Origin of the sequence: uncultured Veillonella sp. (assembly GCF_905209685.1) — a bacterium.
Taxonomy (GTDB): Bacteria; Bacillota; Negativicutes; order Veillonellales; family Veillonellaceae; genus Veillonella.
The window spans coordinates 1-14725 of sequence record NZ_CAJLUB010000035.1 but is presented as its reverse complement, the minus strand read 5'-3'; the positions used below and the strand labels follow the sequence as shown (position 1 = coordinate 14725).

At 38.6% G+C, this 14725-nt stretch carries 14 protein-coding genes; 4 read left to right on the top strand and 10 right to left on the bottom strand.

Annotation, left to right across the window (positions count from 1 at the left end):
* Both QZ055_RS04275 and QZ055_RS04270 read left to right on the top strand, forming a co-directional pair.
* On the top strand, nucleotides 1-749 hold a 749-nt coding region (locus QZ055_RS04275), incomplete at its 5' end, for a metal ABC transporter permease (protein ID WP_295824884.1).
* Between the two features lie 129 nt (nucleotides 750-878).
* A complete protein-coding gene (locus QZ055_RS04270; protein ID WP_039969540.1) occupies nucleotides 879-1286 on the top strand; it encodes a Fur family transcriptional regulator in 408 nt (135 codons plus the stop codon).
* Nucleotides 1287-1388: 102 nt separating this feature from the next.
* On the opposite strand, the gene QZ055_RS04265 is transcribed toward QZ055_RS04270, so the two are convergent.
* From QZ055_RS04265 to QZ055_RS04250, 4 genes are all read right to left on the bottom strand, one after another.
* Nucleotides 1389-2729, bottom strand: a complete 1341-nt coding sequence (locus QZ055_RS04265; RefSeq protein ID WP_105090090.1) for an anaerobic C4-dicarboxylate transporter — start codon at nucleotides 2727-2729, stop codon at nucleotides 1389-1391.
* Between the two features lie 216 nt (nucleotides 2730-2945).
* Nucleotides 2946-4334 carry an adenosylmethionine--8-amino-7-oxononanoate transaminase gene (gene bioA, locus QZ055_RS04260; RefSeq protein WP_119206999.1) on the bottom strand — a complete coding sequence of 463 codons (1389 nt, stop codon included), beginning with the start codon at nucleotides 4332-4334 and terminating at the stop codon, nucleotides 2946-2948.
* A 115-nt stretch (nucleotides 4335-4449) separates the two neighbouring features.
* Nucleotides 4450-5202, bottom strand: coding sequence for a dethiobiotin synthase (gene bioD / locus QZ055_RS04255; RefSeq protein WP_295824882.1), 753 nt, complete (start codon nucleotides 5200-5202; stop codon nucleotides 4450-4452).
* 408 nt (nucleotides 5203-5610) lie between these two features.
* Entirely contained in the window at nucleotides 5611-6156 is a 546-nt protein-coding gene (locus QZ055_RS04250; protein WP_039969536.1) for a carbonic anhydrase, read from the bottom strand.
* Nucleotides 6157-6498: 342 nt separating this feature from the next.
* Here QZ055_RS04250 and QZ055_RS04245 point away from each other — a divergent pair, with 342 nt between their 5' ends.
* Together QZ055_RS04245 and QZ055_RS04240 are read left to right on the top strand one after the other, a co-directional pair.
* On the top strand, nucleotides 6499-7539 hold the full coding sequence (locus QZ055_RS04245; protein ID WP_039969534.1) for a YeiH family protein: 1041 nt from the start codon (nucleotides 6499-6501) through the stop codon (nucleotides 7537-7539).
* 135 nt (nucleotides 7540-7674) lie between these two features.
* Nucleotides 7675-8289, top strand: coding sequence for a LysE/ArgO family amino acid transporter (locus tag QZ055_RS04240; RefSeq protein WP_295824879.1), 615 nt, complete (start codon nucleotides 7675-7677; stop codon nucleotides 8287-8289).
* Nucleotides 8290-8452: 163 nt separating this feature from the next.
* Here QZ055_RS04240 and QZ055_RS04235 read toward each other — a convergent pair whose 3' ends face one another.
* From QZ055_RS04235 to narI, 6 genes are all read right to left on the bottom strand, one after another.
* A complete protein-coding gene (locus tag QZ055_RS04235; RefSeq protein WP_295824876.1) occupies nucleotides 8453-9337 on the bottom strand; it encodes a LysR family transcriptional regulator in 885 nt (294 codons plus the stop codon).
* A gap of 188 nt (nucleotides 9338-9525) precedes the next feature.
* A complete protein-coding gene (locus tag QZ055_RS04230; protein WP_295824874.1) occupies nucleotides 9526-10731 on the bottom strand; it encodes an MFS transporter in 1206 nt (401 codons plus the stop codon).
* Nucleotides 10732-10936: 205 nt separating this feature from the next.
* Entirely contained in the window at nucleotides 10937-11542 is a 606-nt protein-coding gene (locus QZ055_RS04225; protein WP_005387645.1) for a hypothetical protein, read from the bottom strand.
* A gap of 141 nt (nucleotides 11543-11683) precedes the next feature.
* Entirely contained in the window at nucleotides 11684-12955 is a 1272-nt protein-coding gene (locus QZ055_RS04220) for a putative porin (protein WP_295824873.1), read from the bottom strand.
* Nucleotides 12956-13208: 253 nt separating this feature from the next.
* Entirely contained in the window at nucleotides 13209-13811 is a 603-nt protein-coding gene (locus QZ055_RS04215) for a hypothetical protein (RefSeq protein ID WP_295824872.1), read from the bottom strand.
* 225 nt (nucleotides 13812-14036) lie between these two features.
* Nucleotides 14037-14708: a respiratory nitrate reductase subunit gamma gene (gene narI, locus QZ055_RS04210; RefSeq protein WP_105081540.1), complete on the bottom strand. Its 672-nt coding sequence runs from the start codon at nucleotides 14706-14708 to the stop codon at nucleotides 14037-14039.
* Between the last annotated feature and the right edge of the window lie 17 nt (nucleotides 14709-14725).

Here is a 14725-nt window from a genome sequence, read left to right as displayed (position 1 = left end):
TTGGTATCTTCATGGTACTTCGCCGGTCTAGTATGATTGGCGACACCATGAGCCATGCATCGCTGGCAGGTATTACATTAGGCTTATTAACAAATACTAATCCTATCTTAGGAGCATTCATCTTTACCGCTATCTGCGGTGCCCTCATCGAGTTCTTGCGAAAATATTTTTCTCACCATCTCGATCTGATCCTAACCATCATCTTGTCACTTAGTATCGGTACCGCTATTACTCTTATTAGTTCAGGCAAGTTGAAAGCTAACGCTAATGTGTTCTTCTTCGGTAGCATCTTAACCGTAAACACAACAGATATGATTAGCATTGCAGCCCTAACCATTCTATCTGTATTAACCTTATATTTCTTGTATAATTCACTTCTTTACATCGCCTATGATGAAGAGGCAGCTCGTGTAGCCGGTGTTAAGGTTGATTTTATCAATTACATCTTTGCTATCTTAATGGCTGCGGCCGTATCCATTTCTATTAAAATCGTCGGCGTTCTCGTATTAAGTGCCATGATTGCCTTACCTGTAGCATCGGCATTACAATTAGAAAAAGGATTTAGAACCACATTACTCTGTTCTATTGGATTTAGTTTGCTAGCCATGGTCATCGGCCTATTCGGATCCTATTATCTTAACGTAGCTCCAGGTGGTTTTGTATCTCTTACATCGGTTGCAATACTACTCGTAGTATTAGTTATCAAAAACATCAGAACCATCCTACGCCGTATGCAATTTAGCAAGTAAACAAAGATAATCATCAATATATAGATAGCTATTCTATTAGCAAAATAAGACAGCTATCCTGTGCAAAATAAATTATCTACTTATACTTGTGTAGCATATTTAGTATTAAAACAGAATCGAAAGAGCGTTATGAATACAACAAATTGGCCTGAAGGCATAAAAAAGACCAAACAGCGCGAAGCCATTTGGTCAGTATTAACAACTACAGATAAACCGATTACTGCTATGGAAATCGCAGAGCGATTAGGCGATGGTAGCACCACATGGATGTCTACAATCTACCGTACGCTTGAATTATTAGAAACAAAAGATATTGTTACCCGTACAACACTCATGGGCAGCGATATGGCATATTATGAGATAACTCCTCATACGCATCGTCACTATGCAGTATGTACTAAATGTGGGGCCATGATTCCTCTTCACACCTGTCCTGTCGTAGAAATGCCACAGGAACTAACAGATGCAGGCTTTACGGTGACAGAACATCATCTAGAAATTGCGGGGATCTGTAAAAACTGCAAGAATAAAGGCTAGTAAAAATCTATAAGTAAATGCAAGAAAAAGGACGTAACTGTAAGAGTTACGTCCTTTTGTAATTTTATTATCTTTTGTATTAACCTTAATTAGCTTTCACCATTACAACATCAATGGAGCTACTACAAAGCCAAGTGCTACTGAAATAGCGATGGCAAGTACGCCAGGGATAAAGAACGGATGGTTAAATACAAGCTTACCGATTCGTGTTGAGCCGGTATCGTCCATTTGTACAGCCCCCAAGAGTGTTGGGTATGTAGGCAATACAAAAAGTGCAGATACGGCTGCGAAGGATGCGATAATAATGTATACGGATCCTGGGTTCTCTGGCGTAATGCCGAGAGCTAGAATTACAGCTGGTACCAATGCTTGTGTAGTCGCCGCTTGGCTATACAACAATGTACTAGCAAAGAAGAATGCTACAGCTAATAGGAATGGATATGCTGTTACCAAGCTAGATGCAAGAGCTTTAATTTCAGGAATATGACCTTTTACAAAAGTATCGCCCAACCATGCTACGCCTAGTACGCAGACACATGCGGATAAACCGGATTTAAATGTGCTTGTATTAACAAGTTGTGCTGTATCAATTTTACAGAAGAATGTAATAGCCGCTGCAATTACCATCATGAAACCAACGATGGCATCATTTCGACCAAAAATAACAGGTTTAATAAGACCAATGTTCTTGGAGATGGCAGTTGCATAGAATACGATACAAATAATACCAATCAAGAAAATCAATACAGAAGTTTTCGCACCTGGTTTCAAGTGGAAATCAGCACTCTTTTCACGAGGTGGAGCCACATGACCTGCTGCCAGACGTTCTTGGTAAACTGGATCGGAAGACAAATCATTATTCGCGAAGGTAGACATGATAAATGCCGTAATCATAACCGCTACGAATGTAGTAGAAATGCAGATGGCAAGCAATGTTGGATAGTTAACCCCATATGGTTCAAGGAAACCACTCATAGCAACAACTGCTGCGGATACTGGGCTCGCTGTAATACCAATTTGGCTTGCTACAACGGCAATGGATAATGGTACAGATGGCTTAATATTTTCACTTTTTGCCACCTCTACAATTACAGGAATCATAGAAAATGCTGTATGACCTGTACCAGCCAATAGCGTTAAGAAATACGTAACTGTTGGTGCTAAGTAGTTGATATGCTTAGGATTTTTACGCAAAATACCTTCTGCAATACGCACCAAATAATCGAGACCGCCAGCGAGTTGTAAAGCACAAATAGCAGCGATAGCAGACATGATGATGAGGATTACATCCCAAGGAATCTGCCCTGGGAACATCCCCATGCCGAGGCTTAACAACACTACACCAAGGCCGCCAGCGTAACCGATGCCCATACCACCTAGACGAACGCCGAGGAAGATGGCACCAAATAAAATAATAACTTGCATAATTACATAAATGTCCATACGATGACCTCCTTTATACGTATATAGTATCATAGATATGCAAAAATATCATCGAATTTTCACAATGTATAGTCTATAGTTTAAAGACTTAACGAAACATTATACGCTAAACATATAAAAAGCTATATATGCCAACGACTCTAGAACCGTAGAATCATGACATATATAGCTTTTACGTTTACCTTAAATCTTTATAAAATACTTAGCCGTAAATTGTTATAGAATTATTGGACGTAAATCTTCGAGGATTCCCTCTTCTTCAGTAGCGCGTTGGATACTTTCACCAACAATGCGAACCATATCCTCTAATTGTTCCACAGTGGACGCCAATGGCGGCATGAGGATTACCACATCACCGATTGGACGGCAGATGAGGCCTTGTTCACGAGCAAGGATGGCCACTTTAGCCCCTACCGCATCATTTGGACGATACGCCTCATGAGTAGCCACATCTTTTTCAAGTTCAATCCCTACGATGAGGCCTCGTTGACGAACCTCTTTAACATGTTTCAAGTTTTCAATTGGCTTCAATGCATTGGTGAAAGCCTCGATTTTCTTAGGTAATCCTTCGATAACCTTTTCATCGCGGAATACTTTCAACGAAGCTAATGCAACGGCACAAGCCAAGGCATTCCCTGTATAGGAGTGGCCATGGTAGAAGGTTTTCTTTTCTTCAAATGTACCGAGGAAGGCATCGAATACACGTTGTGTCGTCAATGTAGCAGCGAGAGGCATATAACCGCCAGTAATACCTTTGGACAAGGTCATGAAGTCTGGCGCTACCCCTTCGTGTTCACAGGCAAAGAATTTACCAGTACGGCCAAAGCCTGTGGCTACTTCATCGACAATGAGGAATACGTCATGTTTCGCGGTTAATTCACGAACCCGTTTCAAATAGCCATGAGGCATAACAAGCATGCCTGCTGCAGCTTGTACTAATGGTTCCATAACGAGAGCTGTGATTTCATCGCCCTCTTCGTTGAGGATGCGTTCTAATTCGGCCAAAGACTCTTCAAAGGCTTTTTCTCGATCAGCTACATCGCGATATACACCAGGGCTTGGCAATGTCAAAGGTTTGAATAATAAATTATGGAATACTTGGTGGAATAATTGAATACCACCTACAGATACGGTGCCTAATGTATCCCCGTGATAGCCTGCATTAAGGGCAATGAACTTAGTTTTCTTTGTTTGTCCTACAAGTTGGCGATATTGGTAGGCCATCTTGATAGCAACTTCAATAGCCGTACTGCCATCATCGGATAAGAATACTTTATTTAAGCCTTCTGGCGCGAGCTCTACCAATTCTTTACACAACTGTGCAGATGGCGGGCTTACAAGACCGAGCAATGTGCTATGAGCAATCTTATCCACTTGTTCCTTCAAGGCTTGGTTTAATACAGGATGATTGTGTCCATGAATATTAACCCATAAGGAGGACACGCCGTCATAATACTTTTTACCGTTCTCATCGATGAGGTATACCCCCTCACCACGTTCGATTACTACTGGTTCTTGTGCTAACCAATCTTGCATTTGTGTAAATGGATGCCATACAAACTCATGGTCCCACTGTGCTGCTTGTGAAAGCTGTTTCTCTGCCATTTCGTCACCTCATACGTACAAATTCTACAAACTATAACTCTCAATACCTATAATACTCAATTACTATAACAATCTATTACCATAAATAATTAGTCTAAATTACAATATCTAACTACTATATACCTAATACTGTATTCCATACTCTCTTAGAATCCACAAAGGATCGAGCCCAACCAAGCTGAACCTTTTGAATCTCCGGACCTTGGTATGGTGGTACAACAGCCACTACAGGAATACCTGTATAGCGCTCCATATCCTCTACATTTGTTTTTAACAAGAACGGATCTACTGCTGTTGTATCATTTACGATGATGGCTTTCACCTCAATACCGTGCATCTTCGCGTATTCACAGGTCAAAATAGCGCGGTTAATGGAACCTAGACGGCCATCCGCTACGACGATAGCTGGTAATTTAATATCTTTCATCAAATCTGTGAAAGTTTTATCCCCATAGAGCGGTGTTGTAATACCACCAGCACCTTCTACAAAGGTTAAATCATAACGATTAACAACGTCTAATGTATGAGCCACTACACCATCATAATCGATTTCTATACCAGATAGTTCTGCTGCAAGACGAGGAGAAAAATCACCAGCAATAGCATATGGATTAACCTCATGTCGACGAGATTCAGGAATACCTGCTGATCGCATCAAATGTGTAGCATCCTTGCTTTCAAGACCAACATTATAATTATCCTCATCCATCGTTACACATTCAGGAAAAGGTACTGCACTGGAGGACACTGGTTTAACCATACCAACCGCAAAACCATCATCGACAGCCATAGCCCCTAACAGCCCGGTCACAAACGTCTTGCCTACATCCGTATCTGTACCAATTATAGAAATACCTAACTGCTTCATACATGTCTCCTCTCAGCGATACTTAACGCCGCATAGGTTAACTAATTTATGTGAGTAAGTTTACAATCTAATTACAATATACAGCCAAACGGAATATATAGTCAACCTATTATTACGCTTAAGGTTAACCATGATAGGACTATATGGGGCCCCAATACATCAGTGGGAGCCAAATTAAAAATCACAGAACCTAGCTCATCGCTCCATAGTAAACTAAGTCGCGCTTCGCTTAGGGACACTGCTTTTTATAACATTATCTCCGTACTAGTCCCATAGAGTCATATCCGCCCCTTTGAATACGCTAATAATAGGTTGGCTATTTGGGGAAAAGAAAAAGAGTGATGACTTTAGTCATCACTCTTTTTTACCTAAATGTAGTTATGTAGAGGGGCCCCATCGAGACCACCACTAAATCTCAATATAACGGAATTCGCCTGTATCAGGGTCCATCATGCCACCATAGAATCCCATTCCTTTTGGGAATAGTGGGTGGTTACGCAAGAAATTAACTGTATAGATTACATTGTCTTCGGAGATATGGAAACGATCCATCCAGTCAATAAGGCCTGGTTCGATCATGCGGATTGCATCTTCACTGATACCTTTTTCTTTCATGGATTCCATAAATGTTGTAGCGGAGAAATCAATCATGCCGCAGTTTTCATGGCCGATGACTAATACATCTTCAATCCCCATACCATAGGTAGCAACAAGCAAGCTTTGAACGATATTATCGATAGGTTGTGTTACGCTATTACCAGCTGTTTTAATGACGATAATTTCGCCACGATTAAAACCTAATGCCTCTTCAAGCATGCATACTAAACGCGTATCCATACATGTTACAATACCCATTTTCTTTGTAGGATGGCTTGTTAGTCCAGCCTTTGGTAATTCAGGATGGTTTTTCACATATTCTTTATTAGTTTCAATTATTTTTTTGATATCAATCATAAGGTACCTCATTTACATTTCTATCTATAAAATAGATTCTATTCATTATATACAATATATTCACTACAAAACAAGTGAAATTTATCACTCATAAATATTTATTATAACTTATAACTTTCACAAGAAACCCATAAAACTAATATTAATTCTATATTTATAATTAATATTCATTTATTATGCCTTCCGCTCTTATATATTTATAAAAATGAATATACTGTATATTTCTTACATTAATGGTAGATTATAATTCCCCCAATGTGGTACTATTAAAACTATAGAAGAGAAACGCCACATGATACCACATATGACGTGAACTGTATGTACAGTAAGGAGGTTTTTATTATGGGTATCAATCAAAAAACGTTGCCAGGCATTCTGCTCTGCGCGGTCCTCGCTATTCCTTGTTGGCTATTAGGCCTAGAGTTTCACCTTATCGGTAGTCCAATCTTTGCTATCATCTTAGGTATAATTATTGGCTCCGTATTCACATCTTGGAAGCGCGAAAAAACTGGTGCCGGCATTGGATTTACATCTAAAAAGATTTTACAATGGGCCGTTATTTTATTGGGCTTTGGCTTAAACATTACACAGATTTTACATGTAGGTTGGATTTCATTACCTGTCATTATTTCAACTATCGCTACATCCTTAATCGTGTCCTATGTTATCTATCGCCTTACTCATATCGACTCTAATACAGCTGTGCTTATCGGCGTAGGCTCCTCCATCTGTGGTGGTTCTGCCATCGCTGCGGCTGCACCAGTCATCAAAGCAGAGGATCAAGATATTGCACAAGCTATCTCCGTTGTATTCTTCTTCAATGTAGTAGCAGCATTTGTATTTCCTCCATTCGGTGATGCTATCGGTCTTTCCAACATGGGCTTCGGCCTATTCGCTGGTACAGCCGTAAACGATACATCCTCTGTAACAGCTACAGCAGCCGTATGGGATAGCATGAAAGGTACTGGTACACAAGTACTAGAATATGCGACAATCGTTAAATTAACACGTACCCTCGCTATCATTCCTATCTGTTTAGGTTTAGCAAGTTACCAAGTATATAAAGCAAAACAAAATGCTGCTCAAACTGATGGCGGCAGTGTTAGCATCGCTAAAATCTTCCCTAAATTTGTATTATACTTTGTAATTTGTTCTCTCATTACAACAGCTTTATCCTATGCGAATGTAGATATTCAATTCTTGAGCGTATTCAAAACTATTTCTAAGTACTTTATTACAATGGCAATGGTTGCTATCGGTCTTAATACGAATATTGTAAAATTGATAAAATCCGGTGGTTCCGCTCTTGCATTAGGTGCTTGTTGTTGGGTTGCTATTACAGCAGTCAGCCTAGCTGCACAACATATGATCGGTTTATGGTAAGAAATATACATACCAAATTTAATATGATATAATTGTATATAGTTAGAATAGTAATAACCCCTCCAGTAATGGAGGGGTTTCGTGCTACTATTCACCTTATTAGTACTTTATCATACTATAGTTAGGAGGGTTAACATGTACTTCTTACAAGGACTTCTTGTCGGTCTCGCAACATTTGCCCCTGTTGGCATGCAAAACCTCTTTATCATTAATACAGCATTGGTACAACCCATACGTCGTATCATATTAACCCTTATCATACTGGCACTATTTGATATGAGTCTCAGTACGGCGGCCTTTTTTGGCATCGGTGCGATCCTTGAAATGTGGCCTCTTACCAAGCTTATCGTGCTCCTCTTTGGGGGCTTACTGATTGTGTACATGGGCTTTAATATTTTCAGAACTGAACCAGATATACGCAATGTTAACACGCATATCCCTATTCGTAAGATTATCATATCTGCTATCGCTGTATCTTGGGGCAATCCTCAAGCAGTACTTGATGCAACTATGATGCTCGGTGCTTTTCAAGCTAATATCCCAGAAGAGAACATTTACCACTTCTTTGGCGGTTTTTTAGTTATGACACCAATTTGGTTTGGATCCTTAGCCGCTACCATGCATCTGTTAGCAAAAAAAATCAAAATCACCCATATGGCTTGGATCAACCGCTTCTGTGGCGCTGTCCTCGTCATTTATGGTATAAAATTGTTCATCGATGGGGTTACAATGTTTTTAGAATATATTTAATCAAAATATCTCCAATAGTATAATCCTTAAACAACAAAGCCGTTAGCATATGCTAACGGCTTTTATATTACAAATATCTGTTGTTATACAAATATCTTTTGTAATATTACGATGGAATTTATTTTACTATAATTCATCTTCGTATATTAAAACTCTGAGTATATTAAAATTCTGACAGCACTTGATTAAACATTTCTCTAAAGGCTTCTACATAGGTATTACTTTGATTTCGTTGAGATACAAAGTAATAATTACGTTCCATGGATTTACCATGGTTGGTCAATACCTTGCGCTCAATGCCAGGCATGGAGTCTGTTAAGTATTTAAAGCGATCTAATAACAATAAGCCTTGTTGACCTGCCACTAAATAGCGCGCTTCCTCTAAAGTACGAGCATACGCAAAGGCTCCAGCATAGCCAATGGCCTTACGATAATGCTCTTCCTCTCCTATCGTATACTTACCACGGCATACTAGGATGAGCGGTAAATCATCAATCGTTTTAATTTCAACGCTACCTTCCTTTGTATACCCTTGTGGCACCTCAATTATCGTAGTTGCTTTATCAATCAAATGACTTTCAAAATCATCAGATAAAACCTGCCACTGATCATTAAAAATCACATCTACTCGGCGATCATCTAACATGCCATACAGTTCTTCATGGCTGCCACTATACATACGGATATCTAGATTTTTATAGCGCTTCGCCATGCGAATGACCGTTTGCTGCATAGCCATTCCACTATAGCGGTTCAAATAACCAATCCGTAAACTGACACGTGCATCTGTGCCGATGCGGGTTGTTTCTACCTTAATATCGTGAAAGCGTTCTAGTAATTTTTTACCAGAGCGATATAGATATTGTCCCGCTGGTGTTAGGTGAAAGCTTCTCTTTTCCCTCACCATCAGCTCCACACCAAGACTTGTTTCAAGGGCTTTAATTTGTTGTGAAATAGCAGATTGAGACACATATTGCTCTGTCGCAGCTTGGGTAAAACTATTATTATCAACTACACACACAAAATACTCTAATTGTTTTAATAACATAACGATACACTCTCATCTCTCTTATAGTTAGTGACCTACACCACTAACATACTTCACAACAACTACCAACCCCTCATATTGGTATCTGCTACACACATAACGTTTATATTTATATATACAACTAAAACTATTACAATTACAATTACAATTACAATTACTATGATTATATTTCATTGAAAGTAGATTCGCTATGATGAACTACTTTCACGAGACACAACTAAATTACGGTATACAAACCAAGATGCTACAAAGAATATAGCTGCTGTAGACCAGAATACAGCCCCATACCCAAAGGCACGTGCAATAACACCACTAATTACAGGCCCTAATACATTGCCCATCATCGCTACACTAGATACAGCGCCAAAGACAATACCGCGTCGTTCAATAGGAACAGCCTTAGATATTAGTGTATTTGCAATTGGTGTAATAAAGCCCATAAAGAATCCTGCAATAGCACGGAATATACCAAGGCCCCATATGCTAGGCATTAAGTATTGCAAGATAAATAGGGACCCCACAGCCCATGTAGCGGTAAAGATAATCCGTGGCATCGTCAACCGTTGTGTAACCTTACTGATTGAAATAGATGCCAAGGCACTAAATAAACCAGCTCCAAAGATAATAATTCCTACAATAGTAGCAACAAATTCATCATTCACAGACATATAATGTTTGATATAAAGCGGTAAGATTGGACCAATGCCAGTAATACCAAAATTACACAAAAACTGCATCGCTACTAATAGGCGAACTCGGGGTATCATTAGAAATGATTTAATCAAAGAAATCTGTGATTCTTGAGCATCAACCTTGTGCTTAAACTGCAGATTAGGCATTAAGAAATAAATACCTAATAAGCAAATTCCAGTCAATCCAGAAAATACAAAGAATGGTGCCCTATAGCCTAATAGATCGGCCGCTAAGCCCCCCATAAGAGGTCCAAACACGAGCCCCATCACCATAGAGGCTTGATATAGCCCCATCGCCCATGGCACCTTTTCCTCAGGCGTTATGAGGACAATAATAGCTAAACCTATCGGTACATAGCCACCTACTACACCTTGCAAAATTCTTAGAACCAATAGCTGAGACGGGGTTTGTGTGAAAGCACAGGCCCCTACTGTAACCATTAAGGTAAATAAGATAAACATCATTACCTTACGTGGTCCCAGTTGATTTGCCTTGCGCGACCAATACGGTGCACTGAGCGCTACCATACAAGGCGTTACACCTGATACGATACCAGCCCACATAGCAGCTTCACCTGGATTATGTAAACCTAGCTCTATAAGAAATAACGGAAGGAATGATAGTACCCCTATAATCGTTATTCCCCCACCGATCTGTATAATACAGATCAGATAAATAATTCGTTTCCAAGAAGAATCCATAATGACCTTCTTTCTTAACTTTTAAAGTTATTATATACTCTATTTTATTAATAGACTGTATATTTTTAAGGATTTATAGAATATAAACCCATAATATTATTGTATCCTAAACAGAAAAAAAAGACCATCTCTTATCACATAAAGGATAGAGATGGTCTTTATACTATATGACTTTCAACCTCATCCAAAAGGTATGACAATCATACTATTTTTGTTTGAACATCCAGTAGATGTAATAGATAACAAGTGCATAGGTCACTACGTCAAATACAGGTAAGAATGGCACCATTTTAGATAAACGGCCAAAGCCATGCACGTGAATATTTGCTGCAATGATAGCAATAAGGTTCAAACGATGGATCCAGATTGCTTTTTTACGGGATACGGACTTTGCCATGTTGCCAACCCAAGGTGATAAATACAACACTGCAAAGATAAGAGCAATAAACATCGCTACCAAAGAGATATAGCCGCCCCAGAAACCTAAGAAGGATTTCAATGCTTTTAGGAAGTATACATACCAGTGTGCACATACGAGAATGACACTGACAATACCTACGATGCGATGAACTTCAAACATTTCCTTTGGATTATATCGTTTGATAAACCATTTTGGTTTTGTCGCAATGTATGTCAATACAAGCCATGCAACATAAGGAACAAGGCCTAAATGAACCTTCCAGTTGCCGAATGGTCGGCCACCTGTTACATAACCATATTCAACCATGCCCATAAAAATTAATGATAAAACTGCAATCCAAATCAAAATATGATATTTACTCTTAAACTGCTTTTTTACTACTTCTGCCATATAAACCTCACTATTTCTTATACAAACTACTAGTATACATCTAGTTGGTCTAATGTAGCATGCTAAACAATTTCAATCCACATAGCATTCTACTTAGAACTAATCATTGATTAACTATCAGCCTAATCGTAAGCATCAAAATTAGAATTTGAAGTTAAGGTCTGCACGGTAGTAATCATTTACACGATTGCCGTCTTGTGTTTTAGCATTAAAGCCATAGTATGCATTAATACCAATATTTTTCTCTGGTGCATAAGATGCACCTAATTGCCATGCTTTATAACCTTCATACCGTGTTTTCTTTAATAAATCATTAGATTCATATTTTTGCGTTTTAAATACAGGTGCATTTTTAGCTTGATCAAAGTAATCTAAGCGGATAATCCAAGAGTTCTTCTTGTTAATTTTATAATCGCCCCATTTAATGCCTACGTTCCAAATATCGGAATTACTCAAGCCAGATGCTTTTACCCACTCGCCATCAATACCGAATTTACCAACATTGTATTTAGCATTAAAGCCATATACATTATCGAATTCGTTATTCTTCTTTCCATTACCCATACGTACATTCGTGGTACCAACATGAGCAAACATGCCGCCAAAGCTAAAGCGATCATTAACAGCCACATTGGCATTGATAAGACCTACATCACCATTATCAGCTTTACTCGTCTTAGCAAAACGGCCTGCTGTCATATAACCATACGCACCATTTAATGTAACTTTTTTACCTACCTTAGCTGTAGCACCTACACCATCAAAGTTAGAGCTATAAATCAAGCCGCCGCCAAATTTTTGAGTATAACGACCAGCATCAACGACTACATTTTTACCAAATTTGTGCTCTACATATGCCAAATCCCAGTTAGCTTGAGCTTCTTTAGAACTATCACCTAACTCAATAGAGCCTGTTGTAATACGTGCTTTAACAGATGTATTTTTATTAACCTTTGCATCTAGACCTAAACGTACACGGGCTGTAATTTTATCTTCGTAATCATAACCATCGATACCCTCTCTGCCGATGTAGTTGATACGAGCATCACCAGTAACCTTTACATTGCCTACGCGGTCTTCCAATTTAGCTACACGCACACCAAGTGTATTCAATTCGTTGGAGAACTCGTCGGCCAAGCGGTTCAACATAGCTTGTTGTTCTGCATTAGCACGATCTTGATTAGCCATGCCTTTCGCAATCATTTGAGCCATTTCGTAACGAGTAATGTTATTTTGGCCTTTGAAAGTACCATCAGGATAACCATTGATAATACCCGCTGTAGCCAATTGATCTACTGCTTGGTATGCCCAGCTATCGGATGGAACATCGGAAAATGGATTAACAGCAAAGGCTGTAGCCACACCCATCATGGCTGCCACCGCAAAAGCACTGGTCATTTTACGTTTAATCATAATAAACCTCACACAATAAATAATGATTAATAAAAAATGAAAAGACAATGAATTATATGGATATAATTATCATTATCATATTTAACATGCAAATAATATCAGCTTTCATTATGTAAGTAAATAGATAATGTATATCAATCTCACAATTATTTATGCATCAAACTGATAATATAGAATATTTTATTTCCTAAAAAATAAAAATATAACTAAAAAATCCCTTCTGTATAATACAGAAGGGATTTATCAATTCATATTATTTCTTTTTAAACATCAAATAGATGCAGTAAAGAACAAGACCGTATGTAATGATATCAAAGACTTGTAAGAATGGTACCATTTTAGAGATACGATTAAAACCATGAATATGGATATCCGCAGCAACTAATGCTACAAGATTTAAGCGGTGTAACCAAATACCCACATTACGACCAGATGGTGTAACTTTTCTAAGTTTTGGCGTCAAGAACGCAAGACCAGAAATAGTACCAATACCAAAAGCGGTAAGAGCCACATAGCCACCCCACCAACCAAGGATGGAGTTAGCAGCTTTACCAAAATAGAGATATAAATGGAATGCAATAACAGCTACAGTAGCAATACCCAATGCACGGTGCACCTTATACATGTCACCTAAATTATAGCGGCTTGTAAACCATTTAGGGCGAGTCGCTAAATAGGTCATAACAATCCATACACACCATGGCACAAGGCCTGTGTAAACTTTGTAGTTACCAAAAGCACGGCCACCGACCATGTAGCCCCACTCTAATAAACCGATCATAATTAAGGAAAATACAGCAATCCATACAAAGATATGGTAAATACTTTTTTGCTGTTTTGTTACAACTTGATTCATCATATACCTCTTTAAAATAATACCTAAAAATTCAATCTATACGATATAGTTTATCATTTAAATCGCACTTTGTAGATTACTTATATTAGATAGATAGTATATATTATAAGAATAATTCTAAATTAAAAAGCCCCTTGTAGTAGTGAGCATCAGCTTTCACTATTACAAGGGGCTACGATTAATTTGTCATATCATGAAGGGCATACAAATCAATCATCATCCTAATTATTTTTCGTCTCGTTTACGATATACAATGAACGGACGTGTTAAGTAGTTGAGTGGAACACTCAAGCAGTGTACCAAACGGCTGAATGGGAAGATAATAGCTACTACCATCCAAGCCAACATGTGGAATTTAAACATGAATGGTACACCTTCCATCAAGGATGGATCTGGCATAAAGGATAGCAAGCTACGGAACCAAGGGCCGATAGATACGCGGTAATCAAAGAAACCGGATGCATTAAGCAATGTACCAGCCATACCACTGAAAATAGCTAATGTTAAGAACAAATATAACCATTTATCAAGGCCAGATGTGTTAACTTTCATAGCAGGCACAGTAAAGCGGCGTTTCATCAAGAGCAAGAAGCCTACGATGAAGATGATACCAGCTACAGCACCCATGTATAACGCACCTTCATGATACAGATGGTCATTAATACCAATAGCAGCAGTCCAAGTTTTAGGAATTAATACACCTACTACGTGACCACCGATAACGCATAGTAAACCAAAGTGGAACAATGGATTAGCGATGCGCAATTGTTTTTTCTCTAAAAATTCACTCGATTTTGTAGTCCAGTTTCTTTCAAAATAGAAGAAACGAACCAAGGTACCTACGATTAAGAAGGTGAATGCGATGTAAGGCAAAGCGCCCCAAAGGAATAGATTCATCGTGCACCGTCCTCCAA

Bases quoted from the DNA above. Each gene is read 5' to 3' on its own strand.
- QZ055_RS04270 (WP_039969540.1), top strand. From the start codon at position 879: ATGAATACAACAAATTGGCCTGAAGGCATAAAAAAGACCAAACAGCGC.
- QZ055_RS04265 (WP_105090090.1), bottom strand. From the start codon at position 2,729: ATGGACATTTATGTAATTATGCAAGTTATTATTTTATTTGGTGCCATC.
- bioA (WP_119206999.1), bottom strand. From the start codon at position 4,334: ATGGCAGAGAAACAGCTTTCACAAGCAGCACAGTGGGACCATGAGTTT.
- bioD (WP_295824882.1), bottom strand. From the start codon at position 5,202: ATGAAGCAGTTAGGTATTTCTATAATTGGTACAGATACGGATGTAGGC.
- QZ055_RS04250 (WP_039969536.1), bottom strand. From the start codon at position 6,156: ATGATTGATATCAAAAAAATAATTGAAACTAATAAAGAATATGTGAAA.
- QZ055_RS04245 (WP_039969534.1), top strand. From the start codon at position 6,499: ATGGGTATCAATCAAAAAACGTTGCCAGGCATTCTGCTCTGCGCGGTC.
- QZ055_RS04240 (WP_295824879.1), top strand. From the start codon at position 7,675: ATGTACTTCTTACAAGGACTTCTTGTCGGTCTCGCAACATTTGCCCCT.
- QZ055_RS04235 (WP_295824876.1), bottom strand. From the start codon at position 9,337: ATGTTATTAAAACAATTAGAGTATTTTGTGTGTGTAGTTGATAATAAT.
- QZ055_RS04230 (WP_295824874.1), bottom strand. From the start codon at position 10,731: ATGGATTCTTCTTGGAAACGAATTATTTATCTGATCTGTATTATACAG.
- QZ055_RS04225 (WP_005387645.1), bottom strand. From the start codon at position 11,542: ATGGCAGAAGTAGTAAAAAAGCAGTTTAAGAGTAAATATCATATTTTG.
- QZ055_RS04220 (WP_295824873.1), bottom strand. From the start codon at position 12,955: ATGATTAAACGTAAAATGACCAGTGCTTTTGCGGTGGCAGCCATGATG.
- QZ055_RS04215 (WP_295824872.1), bottom strand. From the start codon at position 13,811: ATGAATCAAGTTGTAACAAAACAGCAAAAAAGTATTTACCATATCTTT.
- narI (WP_105081540.1), bottom strand. From the start codon at position 14,708: ATGAATCTATTCCTTTGGGGCGCTTTGCCTTACATCGCATTCACCTTC.